The following is an 18,500-nucleotide window of genomic DNA, read 5'->3' on the forward strand; positions in this document are numbered from 1 at the left end:
CCCTATCGCAATGCTCTCGCTATTACTTGCCTGGCGATCGGCGCCGCCGCCTCGCCGCCCGAGCCGCCGTTCTCCACGACGACCGCGATCGCGATCTCGGGCGCGTCAGCAGGCGCAAAACCGATAAACCAGGCGTGGGACGCGCCGTGAGGATTCTCCGCCGTTCCCGTCTTGCCGGCCACCTTCACCCCGGCTACGCGGGCCGCATAGCCCGTGCCGCCGCTGACCACCTGCTGCATCATCCGGCTTACCTCCGCCGCCGTGGCCGGGCTCGTCGGCGCGGCGAACTCCGTACTGCCGAACTGTCTGAGCACCGCGCCGTCTGGCGCGGTTACCCTGCTCACCAAAAAAGGCTTCAACAGAGTCCCCCTGTTGGCGAACGTCGCCGCCAGCATCGCCATCCTCAACGGCGTCACCAACAGGCTGCCCTGGCCGATGCCGGTCTGGGCGAGATCGCCATCCCCCAGCCGGCCGAAATCCGGCAGGCGGCTGGAAACCTCGGCGATATCGCCGCCAAGGGGCCGGGAAAAAGCGAACCGGTCGAACGCCTTGGCCATCCCATTACGGCCCAGCTCCAGCGACAGGCGGCCGAAGGTAACGTTGCAGGACACCGCCAGCGCCTCCTCCAGATCCACCTTGCCGTGAGCCACATCGTTAGCTTCGTGCAGCACATAATCGGGGCCGATTTTGAGCGAACCCTGGCAATCATATGTTTTCCGTTTATCGGTTATTTTCTCCGTCAAAGCCGCATCGGCAACCAGCACCTTGATCGTCGAGCCGGGCGGGTACAGGCCCTGCGCCGCCCTGTTTAAAAGCGGACTGCCGGCCGCGCCGACGATCTCCTTCCAGTCGTCGTCCAACGCCTCCGGGTCGAACGCCGGCCGGCTTACCATCACCAGCACCGCGCCGCTGCGTGGCGCGATCGCCACCACCGCCCCGCGCCGGTTGCCCAAAGCCTTATAGGCCGTCTCCTGCAACCTGCCGTCGATAGTCAAAGTCACGTTGTTGCCAGCCTTCGCCGTCCACAGTCCGGTTATCGGCCCGAAACGGCGTTCGGGGTTGGCCATGCCGGAAAGCTCGCCGTTGAAAGCGCTCTCCGCCCCCGACTGGCCGTAGCGCGGGCTCGAGTAGCCGACGACATGGGCGGCTACCGCTCCGTAAGGGTAGCGGCGGACATACCTGCCTTGGCCGTCCTTTTCGCTGTAGGCCAGCTTCTCGCCCCGGCGGTCGAAAATCGTCCCCCGTTCCACTTTTTCGGCGGCGGCCGCAGTGCGGCGGTTGAGGGGATGCCCGGCGAGATAATCGCCCTCGATCACCTGGATATACGACAAATAAAGGAATAGTACCGCCAACAGGCCGAGCAGGGCGAACGCGACGCGGCGGATGCTGGCGCGAAGACTGTCAAGCACCGGTCGGCCTCTTTTCCGACATGGCCAACACCATGCCCAGCAAAATGAACGTCGCCACGACCGAACTGCCGCCATAGCTCACCAGCGGCAGCGTCACACCCGTCAACGGCAGAAACTTCGTCACCCCGCCGACGATCACCAGCACCTGCAGGGCGAGCAGCACCGCCAGTCCGCCGGCAAGCAGCGCCCGGAAGGGCGAAGCCGCCAGCAGCGCGGCGCGGAAAGCGCGATAGACCAACAAAATATACAGCAGCATCACCGCTCCCGCCCCCGCCAGCCCCAGCTCCTCGCCGATGGCGGCAAAAATGAAATCGGTGTGCACCTCGGGGACCAGGCCCGGAAACCCGTAGCCCAGACCGCTGCCGAGCGCCCCGCCCGAGCCGAGGGCAAACAGCGACTGGATTACCTGATACGCCCGCCCGCTCGGGTCGGCCCAGGGATCGAGCCAGATATCGATGCGGGCCCGCACATGAGGGTAGATGGCGTACGCCAGCGACGAACCGACGAGGAACATCCCCGCCCCCCATAACAGGTATCCGGGCCGCCCGCTCGCCAGGTAAATCATCGCCGTCGCCGTTCCGAAATACAGCAGCGCCGCCCCCAGATCCCGCTGGCCGACGAGCATCAGCATCGCCAGGCCCCACACCGCCAGCAGCGGCGCCATAATCCGCGGCTGGGGAAGGATCAGCGGCCCGTAACGCCTCGTCGCGAACGTCAGCACCTCGCGGCGCTCGTTCAGATAAGCCGCCAGGAAAAGCACGATGAACAGCTTGGCGAACTCGGACGGCTGGAAATGCACCGGCCCTATGAACAGCCAGTTCCTGTTGCCGCCGATATCCACCCCGAACAGCGCCGTCGCCAGCAACAGGGCGATACCGGCCAGGCCCCAGAAATATTTGTATTCCGACCACCGCTCCGCCTGGCGGAAAAAGAACGCGGACCCGAGATACGCCGCCAGGCCGAATGCGGCCCACAGTGCTTGTACCATAAACAGGCCGGGCTTAAGACGCAAAACCATGATAAGGCCGAGCGCCGTCAACACCGCCGCCAGCGGCAGCAGCAGCCCGTCGCCCAAATGGCCCGCCCGCCTGAGCGCGAAATGAGCCACAGGCCAGGCCAGCGCAAGGCCGGCCGCCGCCCCCAGGGCCCGGAAATTGGGCGCACCGCTCACCAGGCTAACCGCCAGCACCCCGGCCAGCAGAATGGCTCCGGCCAGCAGCAGCAGGCAACATTCCCGCTTCGTATCCATCTCAGACCGCCTCGAAACACACGAGAATAGCGGTGATATTATCAAGCCCGCCGGCGTCGTTCGCCCTAGCCACCAGCTGAGCCAGCAGCGCCGCGCCGTCGCCGTCCCGGCTCAGGGCGGCGGCGATCTCGCCGTCGGTCACCATATTCGTCAAACCGTCGGTACACAACAGGACCTTGTCGCCGGCGGCCAGCGTCAGACTGCCGGTGTCGACCTTGACCCTGTCGCCCGTACCCACCGCGCGGGTGAGGATATTGCGGTGCGGGTGGATAAGGGCCTCATCGGCGGTTATACTGCCGTTCCTGACCAGCTCTCCCACCAGCGAATGGTCCTCAGACACCTGCGAAAGAACGCCGCCTCGCAACAAATAAAGGCGACTGTCGCCGACATGCCCCCAGTACAGAACCGAACCGGCGACAAACGCCGCCGTCAGCGTCGTGCCCATGCCGGCGCGCTCACTGTCTTCCTGGGCCAGGCGGTAAACCTTGTCATTGGCGTCGATGATCGCCTCGCTCAGCAGCGCCGTCGGTTCCTCGCCGCCGGCGCCGGCGAACCGCGCGCTCACCGTATCCGCAGCCACCCGGCTGGCCACCTCGCCGGCGACATGGCCGCCCATCCCGTCGGCGACGACAAACAGCGGCGGCTGGCACACAAAACTGTCTTCGTTTGTTTCCCGGACCTTACCGATGTCCGAAAGTGCATAGGCCAGCAATATCGTCACCTCTCAAAGCGGAAAGTAACCGCGCCGACGGCGATCAGATCGCCGTTTTTCAGAAGAACCTCGTCCGCGACCCGGCGGTTGTTATGCAGCGTACCGTTGGTGCTGTTTAGGTCGGTCAGCCAGAAAGCATGCTTATAACGGGTAATGAGGGCATGCTCGTGGGAAACAAAGTTGTCGGCGACGACGATATCGTTGCCCTCGCCGCGCCCGATCGAAACGGTCTCCGCCAGCTCATACGCTGGCCGGGCCATAGCCACGCTCCCCGCGTCCACCACCACCAGCCTGGCGGCGTCACTCTCCGCCGCCGCCGACTCGTCGGCGGCCGACGGCCGGAGGCGCACCTCAGAACGCTCGGCCCTGAGATCGCTGTACACCGCCCGCAGCACCTTGAATAAAAAATAATACAGCAGCGCTAAAACCGCGTACTGCAAGGCGATCCCGATATAATTCAGCACCATGATCTTGCTAGGCAAATCACTTCACCTCATATAAGATGACCGTGTTCCCCACCTTGATGCGGTCGCCGGCTTTCAGGCGCTTGCGGGTGACGCGGTGATCGTTCACATACGTGCCGTTAAGACTCTTGGCGTCGTACAGCGAATGGCCGCCGTCCTCGAACACCACATACGCGTGCAGCCGCGACGTATTCATATCAGTCAAGGGCAACTCGTTGCTCTCGCGGCGGCCGATATTGGCCCGCTCCGCTCCCAGATCAACCTGCAGCCCGGTATCCAGCCCCTTCACCACCGTCAGCAGCCCGGCGACCGACGCCTGGCGGCTCACCGGCGGCGGCAACTTGCCGAACACCCTGGTGTCTGACAACTGCACCGGACCCGTCGCCTCCCGTTCCGGCTCCTCAGGCAGCGGCTCGCTGTAGTGGCTCACCACTCGGAACTGCCCCCGCCCGCCCGCCTCATCGCAGAAAATATCCACGATCGGCTTGCCGACGATCGTATAACCCTTGCGTTTCGCCTCCGCAGCCACAAAAACGGCCAGCTCATCGCGGATCGCCTGACCGTAAGGCGTCAGCCGCTCGTAATCCTCTTTACCGAGGAAAACGCTGTACTGATTAGGCACATAGATCAGGGAAATGCCCACCGTCCGGTCGCTCTCCATCTCCCGCGCCAGGCGTTTGGCGATCTCCACCGGCTGCAGTCCGCCGGAAAAACGGGCATTAAAAAAGCCCTCGATATACTTCTCGAAGAAATCCTCCAGGCGGCGCACAAAGTCCACGGCATTACACTCCAAAGATTATCGTCATATTATTATACGACATTTAGCCAAACTAGTCAAAATTACCCATCGTGAGCAGGCAGAAAAAAGCCAGCCCAATGTTACAGTTATTTCCACTTTCGCGGCAAATCATTCCCTTCCCTCTTCAGAGGCCAGCACGGCATGGCGGAGCTGTCCGCAGGCCGCGCGAATATCGCCGCCCATCTCCCGCCGCACCGTCGCGTTGACCTTCCTGGCCTCCAGCACCGCCAGAAACCTTCGCACCCGGCCGGCGTCCGGGCGCAGCAGGCCGCGCTCCGGCACAGGATTCACGGGGATAAGGTTGACATTCGCCAGCCGCCCCTTAAGCAAAGCGGCCAAGGCCGCCGCCTGCTCATCGTCGTCGTTCACCCCGGCGATCAGCGCATACTCGTATGTAACCCGCCGGCCGGTCGCCGCCGCGTAACGATCGCCGGCCGCCAGCACCTCGGCCAGCGGCCAGGTGCGGTTCACCGGCATCAGCCGCGTCCTCAGCCCGTCGTCCGGTGCGTGCAGCGAAATCGCCAGCGTCACCGGCAATCCCTCGGCCGCCAGACTGTCGATGCCCGGCACCACTCCGGCGGTCGACAGCGTAACGCTGCGATAGCTAAGACCGAGACAGTACGGCTCGTGACACAGGCGGATGAACTTCACCACATTATCGTAATTGGCCAGCGGCTCCCCCGACCCCATGATGACGACCGAATTCACCTTCTGCCCGCTCCCGGCGAGCCTCTCCTGGGCATACAGCACCTGGGCGAGGATCTCCCCGGCCGTCAGGTCGCGCTCCACCCCCCGCAGCGTCGAAGCGCAGAAAGCGCAGCCCATCGCGCAGCCCACCTGGGTCGAAACACACACACTGTTGCCGTAATCGTGGCGCATCAGCACCGTCTCCACAGCCAGGCTGTCCGCCAGCGCCAGCAGGAACTTGCTCGTCGCCCCGTCGGCGGCCTGCTGCTCGGCCTTCAACGTCACCGCCCCGACAGCAAAATGCGCCGCCAGAACCTCCCTCGCCCCCTTGGGCAAGTCGGTCATAGCGGCGAAATCGCGGACATGACGCTGATAAAGCCACGCCGCCACCTGGCGGCCGCGATACTTCTCCAGGCCGTAAGGCGCCACCGCGGCGGCCATCTCCCCGGCCGTCAGCCCGAAAAGATTCACCCTGTCCGTCATACCGGCTCCCGCCTTCTCTCCATCCGGGCGATGAAAAACCCGTCCACCCCGTCGACGTGCGGCCACAGCTGCACCATCTCCTCCGCCCGCGGCACAGGCAGCAGCGCGCCCGCGCTCACGAGGGCGAAATCGTCCCGTCCGGCCAGAAAAGCGCGGACAACCGCCTCATTTTCCTCCGGCTCGGTCGTGCACGTACTGTACACTAGCACCCCGCCCGGCTTGACGCACGCCGCCGCGCTCGCCAAAATGGCCGCCTGCAGCACCGGCAGGTCGCGCAGCATGCTCGCGCTCTTCCGCCAGCGTGAATCGGGCTTGCGCCGCAGCACCCCCAGCCCCGAGCACGGCGCGTCCACCAGCACCCTGTCGGCCTGGCTGGCGTACGCCGTATCAAGTTTGGTCGCGTCGAACACCTTCGTCTCGATTATCCCCAGCCCCAGGCGAACGGCGTTCTCCGCCGTCAGCTTCAGCTTATGCTCGTACAGGTCGGTCGACAGCACCCGGCCCCTGTTGCCCATCAGCGCCGCCAGGTGAGTACTCTTGCCCCCCGGCGCCCCGCAGGCGTCGATCACGAACTCCCCCGGCTGCGGCCCCACCACGTGGGCCACCAGCATCGAACTCTCGTCCTGCACCTGGAAAAGGCCCTCCTGCAGCGACGCCAGCCTGGCCAGCGCGGGATATTCCCGGCACACCACGCCCTCGGGCGTCCAGCGCGACGGCTCGCCCGCCGCCCCTTCGTCCGCCAGGCGGACCAGCAAATCGTCGCGGCTGATCCGGAGCGTATTCGTCCTCAGCGACAACGGCGGCGTCGCGTTATCGGCCGCCAGCAGCGCCTCGCAGGCCTCAAACCCCAGCCTGGCCAGCCACCTTTCCACCAGCCACTCGGGGTGGAAATACTTCAGCGCCAGATAACGCGCCGGCTCCTTGTCCGCGTCGGGATACACCGCCTTGCCCGGGTCGCGGGCGGCGCTCCGCAGCACCGCATTCACGAACTTCACCGTGCCCGCGTGGCCGTGCTTCTTCGCCAACTCCACAGCCTGATTGCAGGCCGCCGACACCGGCACGCGGGACAAAAAAAAGATCTGGTACACGCCCATGCGCAAAATATTGCGGATCACCGGATCGATCTTGGCCAACGGCCGGCTGCAGTAATGGCCGAGCAGCCAGTCGAGCGTCGCCCCCGCTTTCACCGTCCCGTAAACAAGCTCAGTCACAAACCGGCGGTCCTGATCGGACAGCGGCCGCCTCCCCAGCTCGCGCGCCAGCGCGATATTCGCGTAAGCGCCCCCGGTATCGACTTCGTTTATGATTTTCAGCGCCACGTCACGCGCGTCAACAGCCATGGAACCATATCCTTCCGAAAGAAATATCCCAGGACCTAGGGCCGTTCAGAAAAGCCTGGATGCTAGGCGGACCAAGCAGTTTTCTCCGCGACCAAGTATGTTTGCGCGGTTTGCGGGCGACGGGTTAGCAGCATCGCCGCGATCGTCCGCGCCAAGTTTCGCTTAGCAACGGCCCTACGCGAGGAAGTTCTTCAGCGTGGCCTCCACCTTGGCCATATCCACCGTCGTATTGCAGCACGGCCCCTCCGGCCGCTCGTTCAGCACCCCAATGACCGGCAGGGGGAAAACGTCCTGGATACCGCTCGTCAGATCGCGCTCGCAGGCGATCGCCAGCACGGCGTGCGGCCTGATCTCCTTTACCACCTTGCGGGCCAGCGTCCCGCCCGTCACCACCGCCACATGCACCCCATACTTATCCGACAGCGCCAGCAGGTCGCTCACCCGGCACTTGCCGCAGGAGCGGCAGTTGTGCACATCACGGGTTATTTTGAAGGGGCAAGACTCGTGCTGGATGCAGTGGGGCGTCAGGATGAGCAGCTTGTCCGCCCTCACCCGGACCCTCTTCTGGCGCACCAGTTGGTTGCTCACCTCGATAAACGAGCGTTCCACCCGCTCCTTGTCAATATCGAACAACTTGCCGATACGGATGGCCAGCGGAAAAAGCAACTGGATGGCCGACCAGGCCACCCCCCGGAAAACCGCCAGCGTCGGATAGCCGAGCAGCGCCAGCACGATGCTGCCCACCCCGGCGATAGCCGCCAGCACGACCGCGGCCAGCAAAAATCCTATCACCAGCGGCAGGTAAGCGCTGATGTTGGCCAAACCCGGAAAACTGACGTGCCACAGAACATAGCCCGCCAACACCGCCAACGCCATACTAACCAGAATCAAACCGAGAAACAGGCGCTTGCGCGGCCGGGCCACCGCTTCCATCATAACCATACCACCTTTACTCCAGGGTTTCGCCAACCGTCAGCCCGTAACCGCGGATATACTCGTCCATCCCCATGCGCCGCCGGTTCTCCGGCTGCACCTCCGTCAAACGCACCGCGCCGTCGCCGGCGAGCACCACCGCCCCGGCGTCGCCGGCCGCTATCACCCGGCCGGGCCGGCCGCTGCCGCGCTCCGTCGCCACCACCTCGCTCCGCCAGACCTTCAGCGTCCGGCCGGCGTGGAGACAGTACGCCCCCGGCCACGGACTCAGGCCGCGCACCAGATTGTGCACCGCCGCCGCCGGCCGGCCCCAGTCGATGCGCTCCACCGCCCGCGTCAAAAGCGGCGCGTAGCTCGCCGCAGCCCCGTCCTGAGGCATACGCGGCGCCGTGCCGTCAGCCAGCCTGGCCAACGTCGCGGACAAAACAGTCGCCCCCAGCTCCTTCAGCCTGTCGTGCACCTCACCGGTAGTTTCGTTGGGACCAATCGCGACCTCGGCCTTTAATATCATATCCCCGGTATCCATACCGGTATCCATCAGCATCGTCGTAACCCCGGTCGACGACTCTCCGTTCATCACCGCCCAGTGGATGGGCGCCGCCCCGCGGTAACGCGGCAGCAGCGAAGCATGAACATTCACGCACCCCAGCGGCGGCAGTTCAAGCATCGCCTTCGGCAGGAACTGGCCGAACGCCACCACCACGATGACCGCCGGCGCGAGCGCCGCCAGTTGGGCCTGAAACTCCGCCGCGCGGATCTTCTCCGGTTGCATCACCGCAAGGCCGTGCCCCAGGGCCGCTTCCTTGACCGGCGACGGCGTCAGCTTTTGGCCCCGCCCCTTTGGACGGTCGGGCTGAGTAACAACCGCGGCCACCTCGTGTCCGTCGGCCACCAGTCTGTCCAGGCAGGGAACGGCGAAATCCGGCGTCCCCATGAACACCACCCGTAAGCGGCTCATTCCTCCTGCCCCTTATAAAGAGTAGTAGCCTTCTCGATGAACAGCACCCCGTTCAGGTGGTCGATCTCATGCTGGAGAGCGCGGGCCAGCAACCCCGTGCCGCTCACCGTCACCTTGCGGCCCTCGCGGTTCAGGCCCTCCACCGTCACCTTGGCGTAGCGCTCCACCTGGCCGTACACCCCCGGGACGCTCAGGCAGCCCTCGGTGCCGGCCTCGCAGCCCTCGCCGGCGACCACCGCCGGGTTGACCAGCTCGATAAGTCCTTCGCCGGCGTCGACGACAATAACCCGCAGGGAAGCCCCCACCTGAGGAGCGGCCAGGCCCACCCCGCTCGCCTCGTACATCGTCTGGGCCATATCGTCAAGCAGCTTCTTGATCCTGCGGTCGATCTTCGCCACCGGCGCCGCCTGCTCCTTGAGCACCTTATCGCCGGCCTTTCTGATATCAAGCACAGTCACTGGAATCGCCCCCTTTTTTCAACCCAATGATAGCATAAATCGCGACAAAAATCACTATTGGGGGCGCCGATAAGGCCCCCTCTGCTGAACGGCCCGGCAACTCAGGCGTTATTAACCTGTCTACATTACATTGACCGGGTCCACATCGATCGCTATATCGCTGCGCTTCTCCAGCCCCAACGCCTTGAACGCCGCCCGTGCCGCCGCCGTGTCGGTGGTCTTTATCAGTATATGCAGGCGGTAGATATCGCTGATCCTGGCAATCGGCGCCGCGAACGGCCCCACAACCATCGTCTTGTCCGGCAGGCGGGCGCGCAGCGCCGCCGCCGTCTCTTCGGCCTGACGGCGGGCCTTCACCTCATCCTCCCCCTGCACCGTCAGCTTAACGAGCGACGCGAACGGCGGATAACCCAGCTCCCGCCGGCAGGCAAGCTCCTCCTCGTAAAAAGCCGCGTAGTCGTGACGGGCGCCGGCCTGGACGGCGTAATGCTCCGGACTGTAAGTCTGCACCACCACCCGCCCCGGTGCGCCGCCGCGCCCGGCCCGTCCCGCCGCCTGGGTAAGCAGCATGAACGTCCGCTCGGCGGCGCGGAAATCCGGCAGATACAGCGACGTATCGGCGGAAATCACCCCCACCGCCGTCACCTGCTTGATATCGTGCCCCTTGGCCACCATCTGCGTGCCGAGCAAAATATCGTACCGGCCGGCCGCAAACGCCGACAGGATGCGATCATGAGCCATCTTGCCGCCCGTCGTGTCCTGATCCATCCGCACCACCCGCGCCGCTGGCAGCAGCGCGGCCAGTTCCTCCTCCACCTTCTGCGTGCCGGTGCCGAAATAACGGATATAACGGCTGCCGCAGGCCGGGCACACATCGGGCGCCGGCTGGCAGGCCTGGCAGTAATGGCAGCGCAGCACGTTGCCGGCGGCATGGTACACCAGCGACACCGCGCAACGGCCGCAGCGCATCACCTCGCCGCAATCGCGGCAAAGAACGAACGTCGCGTACCCGCGGCGGTTGAGGAACAGAATCGCCTGCTCCCTTCTGTCCACCGTCTCGGTAAGCAGCTCGCGGAGCGGCGCCGAAATCACGCTCCGCCGCCCGGCCTTCAGCTCCTCGCGCATATCCACCACCTGCACCACGGGCAGCGGTGACCCGTCCACCCGCGACGGCATCGCCAGCAGTCGGTGCCGGCCCGCGCAAGCGTCGTGATAAGTCTCGACCGCCGGCGTCGCGCTGCCCAGCACCACCGCCGCCCCGGCCAGCGCGGCCCGTTTCAGGGCCACCTCCCTCGTGTGATAACGGGGCGACTCCTCCTGCTTATAAGTAAACTCCTGCTCCTCATCGATAACAAACAGACCCGGATCGGGCACCGGCGCAAACACCGCCGAGCGGGCCCCGATCACTATCCCCGCCGTTCCGCTCCGTAGACGCTGCCAGGCGTCGTAACGCTCGCCCACCGACAGCTTACTGTGCGCCACCACCACATCGTCGCCGAACCGCGCCTTGAACCGTGTCACAATCTGGCCGGTCAGCGCGATCTCCGGCACCAGCACCACCACCTGGCGGCCGGCCGCGCGGGCGGCTGCCGCCGCCTCGATATAAACCTGCGTCTTGCCGCTGCCCGTCACCCCGTGAAGAAGAAACGACTCAAACCGTTTGGCCTGCACGGCGGGCAGGAGCGCCGCCAGCACCGCCCGCTGCTCTTCCGTCGGCGCCGGGATCAACGCCCCGGTCGCCGCGCCGGCGTAGCTGTCGCGGACCACCGCCTCACGTTCGGCCGCCACCAGCCCCGCGGCCTCCAGACTTTTCGTCGTCGTCGCCGCCACCTTCAACCGCTTCAGATCCTCGGGACCCAGCCGGCCGTCCGCCAGCAGCGCCGCCAGCAACCGTCCCTGGGCCTGCCGGCCCTTCAAATTAGCCAGAAACGACGTCGCCGCCGCCTCATCGACCGCCAGCCGCCAGTACGTCCTGTATTGGGTGCGTGCCGTGCGGCGGGCAGTAGCCTTGGCGGCCACCAGCCCATGGCGGACCAGCAGGCGGAGAACAGCCGCCGCGCCGCTGTCGAACTCGCCCGTCAACTGCGCCAGCGTCCGCGGGCCGGCGCTTACCGCCGCGTACACCTTGCCCGCCAGTGGCGGCCGGCCGGTCAGGAATTCCTCCGCCGCCAGCCCCGTCGCGCGGTACACAGTCGCGCTCTTGATCCCCGCCTTGCCGGGCACGAACAGACGCATCGCCTCAGCCGGCGTACACAGATAATACTCGCTGATCCACGCCGCCACCGCCAGCATTTGGTCCGTAAACCACGGCCCGTCGTCGATGGCGTCCATGATAGATTTAAGCTCCGCGTCCGCGGCAGCATCCGCCTCACCCACGCTGACCACGAACCCCTCGGCCTTGCGCCCGCCGAACGGCACCAGTACCCGCCAGCCCGGTCCGATCTGTCCGAGCTCGTCGGGAACGAGATAGGTGAACGAATGATTAAGCCGGCGGGCCGGCAAATTGACGAACACTTCCGCGATCAGCGCCATAATTACTCCCCCTGCGGCCAAGCCGCAAAAGAAGAGGGACACATCTCTGTCCCTCTCGGTTGTATATCCCATATTTCGCTTTTCTGCGCGTCAATACCTGCTGTTCTCCTCTTCCTCGGCAAAATCCGGACTTTCCCATTCAACGTCCGGCGGCGGCTGCCGGCGGAACCGTCGGGCCGGGCGTCTGCCCAGCGGCGCAAAACGAAGTCCCATCGCCCTAACCCTGGATAGAGTAGCCCAAGGATTGCAACGTCTCCTCGATATACCCGCTGGGGATGACATCCGGGTCATAGGCCACCTTTACCTCCCTGGCGCCCAGATCGACATCCACCCCGGCCACGCCGCCAAGATGAGAAAGCGTATGCTCGATGCGGTCGCGGCAATGATCGCCCTTAAGGCCGCCGACCCTGTAAACGGCTGTTTTCCTGCCTGCTGTTGTTGCCAATATATCTACCCCCTGTCAATCTTCAAATGGCCGGCAGAAATAGTATGCCCTCGGGCTTAATCCAGATACATGAAGACCGCCTCGAAAGTCCATCCGCGGCGTTGCTCCTCAGAGCGTTTGCCGGCGTACGTCTTATGTACGCCGGCAAACGCTCTTCCGGTACGCCTTGCATCTGGACCTTCGAGACGGTCTCGACAATTCTTATATTCTTTTCCTTACTTCAGGCCCGCTTCCTTGCGGAGAATCTCCGCCTTATCCGTCCGTTCCCACGGCAGCTCGACATCGGTGCGGCCGAAATGGCCGTAAGCCGCCGTCTGCCGATAAATGGGGCGCCGCAGATCCAGCGTCTTGATGATGCCGGCGGGCCTCAGATCGAAATGGGCGGCGATCAGCTCGGCGATCAGCGCCTCGTCAACCTTGGCGGTGCCGAAGGTCTCCACCAGAACCGACACCGGGCGGGCGATACCGATAGCGTACGCCAGCTGAATCTCGCACTTGTCCGCCAGGCCGGCGGCCACCACATTCTTGGCCACATAACGGGCCGCATACGCCCCCGAGCGGTCGACCTTCGTGGGATCCTTGCCCGAAAACGCGCCGCCGCCGTGACGGGCCATGCCGCCGTAGGTATCGACGATGATCTTCCGCCCCGTCAGGCCGGCGTCGCCCTGCGGTCCGCCGACCACGAACCGGCCGGTGGGATTGATATAGTACTTCGTCTTGGCATCGAGAAAACCGGCCGGCACAACCGGCGTGATAACATGCTCGATAATCGCCTTCTCGATGTCCTTCAACTCGATATCCGGGCGGTGCTGGGTCGAAACGACGATCGTATCGATCCGCACCGGCTTGTCGCCCTCGTACTCCACCGTCACCTGGGTCTTGCCGTCCGGGCGCAGCCACGGCAGCACGCGCGTCTTGCGCACCTCGCTCAGGCGGCGGGCCAGCTGGTGGGCCAGCGAAATCGGCATGGGCATCAATTCGGGCGTCTCGTTCGTCGCATAACCGAACATCATCCCCTGGTCGCCGGCGCCGATGGCCTCGATCATATCGTCCTCGCCCTTCTTGGCCTCCAGAGCCTTATCCACTCCCAGAGCGATATCGGCCGACTGCTCGTCGATCGATGTCATGACACCGCAGGTTTCGCCGTCGAAACCGAACTTAGCGCGAGTGTAGCCGATCTCCTTGACCGTCTGGCGGACAATCTTGGGGATATCGACATAACAATTGGTCGTGATCTCGCCCACCACATGGACGATACCCGTCGTCACCAGCGTTTCGCAGGCCACGCGCGCCATCGGGTCCTGAGCGATGATCGCGTCAAGGACGCTGTCGGAAATCTGGTCGGCAATTTTGTCGGGATGACCTTCGGTCACCGACTCGGATGTGAACAATCTGCGCATCTTCTCCAAAATCTTACCTCCTCAGCATCGGCAATAAAAAAACCCTCCACGGGAGGGTAAACCACTCTCCCATCTCGCGGGCATTACCCCGCCGGAATTGGCACCGTTCCCCCATAGGGGTGGTTGCCGCGGTTTCATCGGGCCAGTCCCTCCACCAACTCTTGATGAGTATAACATATGTAGTTTTACCGTAAAAAATTGTATCGGAAACCAACGAAAAAATCAATGCCTATTTGTTAACAAAACGCAAATTTTATCTAAAATTATCCCAGCCAACTCATCCTTGGCCGTACGTCCGTACTCCTCCACCCGGCCGTCAGGGTACAGCAGCTTGACAATGTTCGTGTCCGCGCCGAAGCCCGCGCCCGGCAGCGTCACATCGTTAGCCACGATCATATCGAGATTTTTCCGCGTCAGCTTATCGCGGGCGTGACCGACAAGCTCCTCCGTCTCCGCCGCGAACCCCACCAGCAGCTGGCCCTGCTTCCTGCGGCCCAACTCGGCAAGAATATCGGGGTTCTTCACCAGCGTTAGCGCCAGCTCGTCATCCCGCTTCTTGATCTTTTGCCCGGCGGGCGCCTGCACGCGGTAATCCGCCACCGCCGCCGCCTTCACCACAACGTCGCAGTCGTCAAACTCGGCCAGCACCGCGGCCATCATCTCGGCCGCCGTCTCCACCCGCGCCACCCTAACTCCCGGCGGCGGCGCAAGCTCCGTCGGCCCCGTCACCAGCACCACGTCCGCGCCGCGTGCGGCCGCCGTCCTGGCGATGGCGTAGCCCATCTTGCCGCTCGAATGATTGCTGATATACCGGACCGGATCGATCGCTTCGCGGGTCGGGCCGGCCGTAACCAGCACCTTCCTCCCCGCCATTCCACCGCCGGCCCCCAGCAGCGCGGCCACCTTGTCGACAATCGCCGCCGGCTCCGGCAGCCGTCCGGGACCTTCCACCCCGCAGGCCAGCAGCCCCTCATCAGGCGGGATGAAATGATACCCCAGCCCGGTAAGTTTGGCGATATTGGCCTGTACCAGCGGGTTCAGATACATATTGCAATTCATCGCCGGCGCCAGCACCACCGGCGCCTTCGTCGCCAGCAGCGTCGTCGTCAGCATATCGTCGGCGATGCCGGCCGCGAGCTTGCCGATAACATTGGCGGTCGCCGGCGCGACCAAAAACAAATCGGCCCGCGTAGCGAGCGCGACATGCTCCACATTCCAATTTTTCGGCTCATCCCACATCGAAGTCACAACCGGGTTACCGCTGATTTCGCGAAAAGTGAGCGGCGTCACGAATTTAGTCGCCGCCCGCGTCATCACGACATAAACCGACGCCCCCTGCTTCCTCAGCCGGCTGGCCACCTCAACCGCTTTATAAGCGGCGATGCCTCCCGACACACCCAGGACGACGCATTTCCCTGCAAGCATGAAACTCACCTACTTGATGCCCGACTTCGTCCTCTCGTACACGATCCTGCCCTGGGCAACCTCTTCCAGAGCAACCGTCACAGGCTTGTTGGAACGCGAATCCACCAGCGACTCCTCGCCGTCCATGATCTCCCTGGCCCGCTTGGCGGCAAGCACCACCAGCGTATACTTACTGTCGACCTTGTCGACAAGCGTATCCAAAGACGGATGAATCATAAAAGCCCCCCTCTACTCAATCTATGCTGCCTCTCTTGCCGATAGCCTCAATCAAATCGCTGTTACGCTCCATACGGCACTTCTCCGCGACAATAATCGCGGCGATCTTGGCCGTCGCCGTCGCCACCTCGTCATTCACCACCGCATAATCATACTGCGTGGCAAAACCCAGTTCACCCTGCACGCAGCCCAGGCGCTTGGCGATCACCGCCGGGCTGTCGGCGCCGCGCTTGACGATACGGTCCTCCAGCTCCTTCAGCGACGGGGGAATAATGAAAACGAACACCCCTTGGGGAAACTTCTTCTTAATCTGCATCGCACCCTGGGTATCGATTTCCAGAACGACATCGTGGCCGCTCCACAGCATATCCGACACCCAGCGGCGAGGAGTACCGTAACAGTTGCCGTAAACCTCGGCCCACTCCAGCAGTTCATCCTGCTCGACCATCGTACGGAACTCGTCGGGGGCCACGAACCAATAATTAACCCCGTTTACCTCCCCGGGGCGGGCAGAGCGGGTCGTAGCCGAAATCGAATAATGCAAATTTTCGTTTTGGGCAAGCAACTCTTTGCAAATAGTGCCCTTACCGGTCCCTGAAGGACCGGAAAGAACGATCAGAATACCGTGCCGCGCCATAGATAAGCTACTCCCTTCGGCCACCTACTCCGCGGCGTCGTCGCTGCTCGATTCCTTGCTCACCAGGCGATGAGCCACCGTCTCGGGCTGAACCGCCGACAACACCACATGATCGCTGTCAGAGATAATCACCGCACGGGTTCTACGGCCGTAGGTCGCATCGATAAGCATCCCGCGGTCGCGGGCCTCCTGGATGATGCGTTTAATGGGAGCCGACTCGGGACTGACGATAGCGACGATGCGATTGGCTGACACGATATTGCCGAAGCCGATGTTGATTAGCTTGATATCCATACCCTTGAATTCCTCCCAGTCGTTTATATAAGACCCTATTGGCCGAAATCGCCGCGATTTACCCTATATTACTCTATGTTCTGGATTTGCTCTCTGACCTTCTCGATCTCACTTTTAATTTCGACCACCACATTCGCCACCGTAAAATCATTGGCCTTCGAGGCGATCGTATTCGTCTCCCGGTTCATCTCCTGGACAATGAAATCCAGTTTGCGGCCCACAGCCTCCCCGGAAGCCAACGTATCCTTGAACTGGCGCAGATGGCTCCTCAGCCTCACCAACTCCTCGGCGATACTGATCCGGTCGCCGTACAGCGCGGCCTCCTGGAGCAGGCGCGCCTCGTCCGGCTCGGCCCCCACCGCCGCCAGCAGCTCACGCATCCTGCCCAGCAGCTTCTCGCGATACTCGCTCAGCACCTGCGGCGCCCGTTCCTCCACGGCATCCACATACCCGGCGATAGCGTCGATCCGGGCCGCCATATCCTGCTCGATGCTGGTCCCCTCGGCCAGGCGCATCGCCATTAGATTCTGCACCGCCGTCTCAACCGCCGTCTGCAGCTTGGCCCATAGCCCATCGACATCGGTCGAAACCTCTTCCACCCGCAGCACATCCTGGTAGCGGGCGACCTGGTGGACGCTCTCCTCCACAGGCGCACCGAGAAGCTCGCCGAGCTCTTTCAATGCTTTATGGTAAGCGATTGCCAATTCTTTGTCAACCCTTACCCCCCGGTTCTTTTCCCCATACTCGTCCACTGTCACGAAAACGTCGATCCGGCCCCGCTGCAACGTAGCGGCAACCGTCTTGCGGATCTTGTCCTCCAGCGAACCGAGATTTTTCGGCATGCGGATAACGATCTCATTATAGCGGTGGTTAACCGCCTTCACCTCGACAACCAAACGATGTTCGGCATCCATAAACTCTCCCCGGCCGAACCCCGTCATACTCTTAAGCACCCGATGCACCATCCTTTAGCATCTATTATCTGCGATAACCGGCAGTTTAATCAGCCGCGGCGAGGCTCCCCGGCAGAGCTCCCGCCCCGGCGGGCGGCCCCCATATTGTATCCTATACGCAACGAAAAAATCGCCTAAACCCGATTTTTCCAATTTTACTTCGCCCTAGCTGCGTATAAATCCTTTTTTCAACCACAAATAAAACAGCCGTTGATAAAACCCCATGATGCGCAGGCGGCTCGCTCTTCAAGCGGGAAAAGCGACCGCATCGCCACTAAGTGGCGTGCGCCTGCTATTCCGGGCGCTGGCTCGGCTTCCTGACCGGAACAGCCTGCGCATCCTCGGAGCAACCTAGCATATGGGACTTCTCAACAGCCTAAATCTTTTCTTTATCCTTGAAAATCTCTTTTTCGTCTACCTATACCCTGCGAACGGAATCCCAAAAACCCGTTTGCGGCCGTCAGCCGCCGCCACCGTCAGCTGCGCAGGCTTTTCCGTCGCCACATCCCGGCTGGCGAAATACAAATACACCATCGCCTGATAACCCTCCGCCGCCTCGACCGCCACCGGCGGCGCGTGCACAAGCTTCGGGCGGAAAGTCTTCCGTCCCTGGCGGAGATTGGCGGACACCCTGCCGGCGAAATCGGCCCTCTCTCCGGACAGCGTAACCCCGAAAATGACATATCCCTTATAATCGGCCAGTACCTTCCCGGCGTCGGAAACTGTCACCGCCTCCCCGGCCGCCGTCCGGTCGCGGGCGTCCGACGCCAGCAGGAGAAAAGGCGTATAAAGGCAGACCCTCTCGGTCATGTCATCCAGCCGGGGCGCGTTCTCCTCATACACGGTCCACGGCTGCAAGAACAGGGGTAGCGGCATATCCGCCTTGCTCCGTCCATAATCCTGGGCAGCCTTGACCATGTTCTGGTCAACCGGCGCCACCGCCAGTGCCGGACAGGTCAGCAGCAGCATCATCGCCACCCACAGAGCGACACTTCTCACGATCCCCACCTCCCAAGCACATCTCGGCTAATATATATGCCCCCGCGCGAAAAACTTGCCACTTTTTCCGGACAGCCCGCTTCCCCAAGAGCAACATAATATGTTTT

At 63.1% G+C, this 18,500-nt stretch carries 19 protein-coding genes and 1 riboswitch; all 19 genes read right to left on the reverse strand.

Annotation, left to right across the window (positions count from 1 at the left end):
- Positions 1–2: 2 nt before the first annotated feature.
- The 19 genes from Q4T40_09630 to Q4T40_09720 all read right to left on the reverse strand — a co-directional run bounded on the left by Q4T40_09630 (position 3) and on the right by Q4T40_09720 (position 18,393).
- Positions 3–1,409: a penicillin-binding transpeptidase domain-containing protein gene (locus Q4T40_09630; protein ID MDT8901500.1), complete on the reverse strand. Its 1,407-nt coding sequence runs from the start codon at positions 1,407–1,409 to the stop codon at positions 3–5.
- On the reverse strand, positions 1,402–2,658 hold the full coding sequence (locus Q4T40_09635; protein ID MDT8901501.1) for an FtsW/RodA/SpoVE family cell cycle protein: 1,257 nt from the start codon (positions 2,656–2,658) through the stop codon (positions 1,402–1,404). Before Q4T40_09635 ends, Q4T40_09630 begins: the two co-directional genes overlap by 8 nt.
- Before the next feature lies 1 nt (position 2,659).
- Positions 2,660–3,370 carry a Stp1/IreP family PP2C-type Ser/Thr phosphatase gene (locus tag Q4T40_09640; GenBank protein ID MDT8901502.1) on the reverse strand — a complete coding sequence of 237 codons (711 nt, stop codon included), beginning with the start codon at positions 3,368–3,370 and terminating at the stop codon, positions 2,660–2,662.
- A 5-nt stretch (positions 3,371–3,375) separates the two neighbouring features.
- Positions 3,376–3,852, reverse strand: a complete 477-nt coding sequence (locus Q4T40_09645; GenBank protein MDT8901503.1) for an FHA domain-containing protein — start codon at positions 3,850–3,852, stop codon at positions 3,376–3,378.
- 1 nt (position 3,853) lies between these two features.
- Positions 3,854–4,612, reverse strand: a complete 759-nt coding sequence (locus Q4T40_09650) for a DUF3662 and FHA domain-containing protein (protein MDT8901504.1) — start codon at positions 4,610–4,612, stop codon at positions 3,854–3,856.
- Between the two features lie 129 nt (positions 4,613–4,741).
- Positions 4,742–5,803 carry a 23S rRNA (adenine(2503)-C(2))-methyltransferase RlmN gene (rlmN, locus tag Q4T40_09655; protein MDT8901505.1) on the reverse strand — a complete coding sequence of 354 codons (1,062 nt, stop codon included), beginning with the start codon at positions 5,801–5,803 and terminating at the stop codon, positions 4,742–4,744.
- Positions 5,800–7,143: a 16S rRNA (cytosine(967)-C(5))-methyltransferase RsmB gene (gene rsmB / locus Q4T40_09660; protein ID MDT8901506.1), complete on the reverse strand. Its 1,344-nt coding sequence runs from the start codon at positions 7,141–7,143 to the stop codon at positions 5,800–5,802. The genes rlmN and rsmB overlap by 4 nt, the downstream gene beginning before the upstream one ends.
- Positions 7,144–7,317: 174 nt before the next feature.
- Positions 7,318–8,079 carry a DUF116 domain-containing protein gene (locus tag Q4T40_09665; protein MDT8901507.1) on the reverse strand — a complete coding sequence of 254 codons (762 nt, stop codon included), beginning with the start codon at positions 8,077–8,079 and terminating at the stop codon, positions 7,318–7,320.
- 13 nt (positions 8,080–8,092) lie between these two features.
- Positions 8,093–9,034, reverse strand: a complete 942-nt coding sequence (fmt, locus tag Q4T40_09670) for a methionyl-tRNA formyltransferase (protein ID MDT8901508.1) — start codon at positions 9,032–9,034, stop codon at positions 8,093–8,095.
- Entirely contained in the window at positions 9,031–9,492 is a 462-nt protein-coding gene (gene def / locus Q4T40_09675) for a peptide deformylase (protein ID MDT8901509.1), read from the reverse strand. The genes fmt and def overlap by 4 nt, the downstream gene beginning before the upstream one ends.
- A gap of 120 nt (positions 9,493–9,612) precedes the next feature.
- Positions 9,613–12,024 carry a primosomal protein N' gene (gene priA, locus Q4T40_09680; GenBank protein MDT8901510.1) on the reverse strand — a complete coding sequence of 804 codons (2,412 nt, stop codon included), beginning with the start codon at positions 12,022–12,024 and terminating at the stop codon, positions 9,613–9,615.
- A gap of 217 nt (positions 12,025–12,241) precedes the next feature.
- Entirely contained in the window at positions 12,242–12,469 is a 228-nt protein-coding gene (locus Q4T40_09685; GenBank protein MDT8901511.1) for a heavy-metal-associated domain-containing protein, read from the reverse strand.
- A gap of 215 nt (positions 12,470–12,684) precedes the next feature.
- Positions 12,685–13,878, reverse strand: a complete 1,194-nt coding sequence (gene metK, locus Q4T40_09690; protein ID MDT8901512.1) for a methionine adenosyltransferase — start codon at positions 13,876–13,878, stop codon at positions 12,685–12,687.
- A gap of 57 nt (positions 13,879–13,935) precedes the next feature.
- Positions 13,936–14,040: riboswitch (SAM riboswitch) on the reverse strand.
- Between the two features lie 51 nt (positions 14,041–14,091).
- The gene (coaBC, locus tag Q4T40_09695) at positions 14,092–15,294 is read right to left on the reverse strand and encodes a bifunctional phosphopantothenoylcysteine decarboxylase/phosphopantothenate--cysteine ligase CoaBC (protein MDT8901513.1); all 1,203 of its coding nucleotides are present in this window, start codon (positions 15,292–15,294) and stop codon (positions 14,092–14,094) included.
- 9 nt (positions 15,295–15,303) lie between these two features.
- Positions 15,304–15,510 carry a DNA-directed RNA polymerase subunit omega gene (gene rpoZ, locus Q4T40_09700; protein ID MDT8901514.1) on the reverse strand — a complete coding sequence of 69 codons (207 nt, stop codon included), beginning with the start codon at positions 15,508–15,510 and terminating at the stop codon, positions 15,304–15,306.
- Positions 15,511–15,526: 16 nt separating this feature from the next.
- Positions 15,527–16,147: a guanylate kinase gene (gmk, locus tag Q4T40_09705; protein MDT8901515.1), complete on the reverse strand. Its 621-nt coding sequence runs from the start codon at positions 16,145–16,147 to the stop codon at positions 15,527–15,529.
- 24 nt (positions 16,148–16,171) lie between these two features.
- Positions 16,172–16,441: a DUF370 domain-containing protein gene (locus Q4T40_09710; protein MDT8901516.1), complete on the reverse strand. Its 270-nt coding sequence runs from the start codon at positions 16,439–16,441 to the stop codon at positions 16,172–16,174.
- Between the two features lie 68 nt (positions 16,442–16,509).
- Entirely contained in the window at positions 16,510–17,394 is an 885-nt protein-coding gene (locus tag Q4T40_09715) for a YicC/YloC family endoribonuclease (protein MDT8901517.1), read from the reverse strand.
- A gap of 414 nt (positions 17,395–17,808) precedes the next feature.
- A complete protein-coding gene (locus tag Q4T40_09720) occupies positions 17,809–18,393 on the reverse strand; it encodes a hypothetical protein (GenBank protein ID MDT8901518.1) in 585 nt (194 codons plus the stop codon).
- Positions 18,394–18,500: the final 107 nt, after the last annotated feature.

This window comes from Selenomonadales bacterium 4137-cl (assembly GCA_032334055.1).
In the GTDB taxonomy this organism is placed as follows: domain Bacteria; phylum Bacillota; class Negativicutes; order Sporomusales; family UBA7701; genus Anaeroselena; species Anaeroselena agilis.

What these genes read in the sequence shown, in the direction of transcription:
- Q4T40_09635 (MDT8901501.1), bottom strand. Translation starts at nt 2,658, where the DNA reads ATGGATACGAAGCGGGAATGTTGCCTGCTGCTGCTGGCCGGAGCCATT.
- rlmN (MDT8901505.1), bottom strand. Translation starts at nt 5,803, where the DNA reads ATGACGGACAGGGTGAATCTTTTCGGGCTGACGGCCGGGGAGATGGCC.
- rsmB (MDT8901506.1), bottom strand. Translation starts at nt 7,143, where the DNA reads ATGGCTGTTGACGCGCGTGACGTGGCGCTGAAAATCATAAACGAAGTC.
- Q4T40_09665 (MDT8901507.1), bottom strand. Translation starts at nt 8,079, where the DNA reads ATGATGGAAGCGGTGGCCCGGCCGCGCAAGCGCCTGTTTCTCGGTTTG.
- fmt (MDT8901508.1), bottom strand. Translation starts at nt 9,034, where the DNA reads ATGAGCCGCTTACGGGTGGTGTTCATGGGGACGCCGGATTTCGCCGTT.
- priA (MDT8901510.1), bottom strand. Translation starts at nt 12,024, where the DNA reads ATGGCGCTGATCGCGGAAGTGTTCGTCAATTTGCCGGCCCGCCGGCTT.
- coaBC (MDT8901513.1), bottom strand. Translation starts at nt 15,294, where the DNA reads ATGCTTGCAGGGAAATGCGTCGTCCTGGGTGTGTCGGGAGGCATCGCC.
- rpoZ (MDT8901514.1), bottom strand. Translation starts at nt 15,510, where the DNA reads ATGATTCATCCGTCTTTGGATACGCTTGTCGACAAGGTCGACAGTAAG.
- gmk (MDT8901515.1), bottom strand. Translation starts at nt 16,147, where the DNA reads ATGGCGCGGCACGGTATTCTGATCGTTCTTTCCGGTCCTTCAGGGACC.
- Q4T40_09710 (MDT8901516.1), bottom strand. Translation starts at nt 16,441, where the DNA reads ATGGATATCAAGCTAATCAACATCGGCTTCGGCAATATCGTGTCAGCC.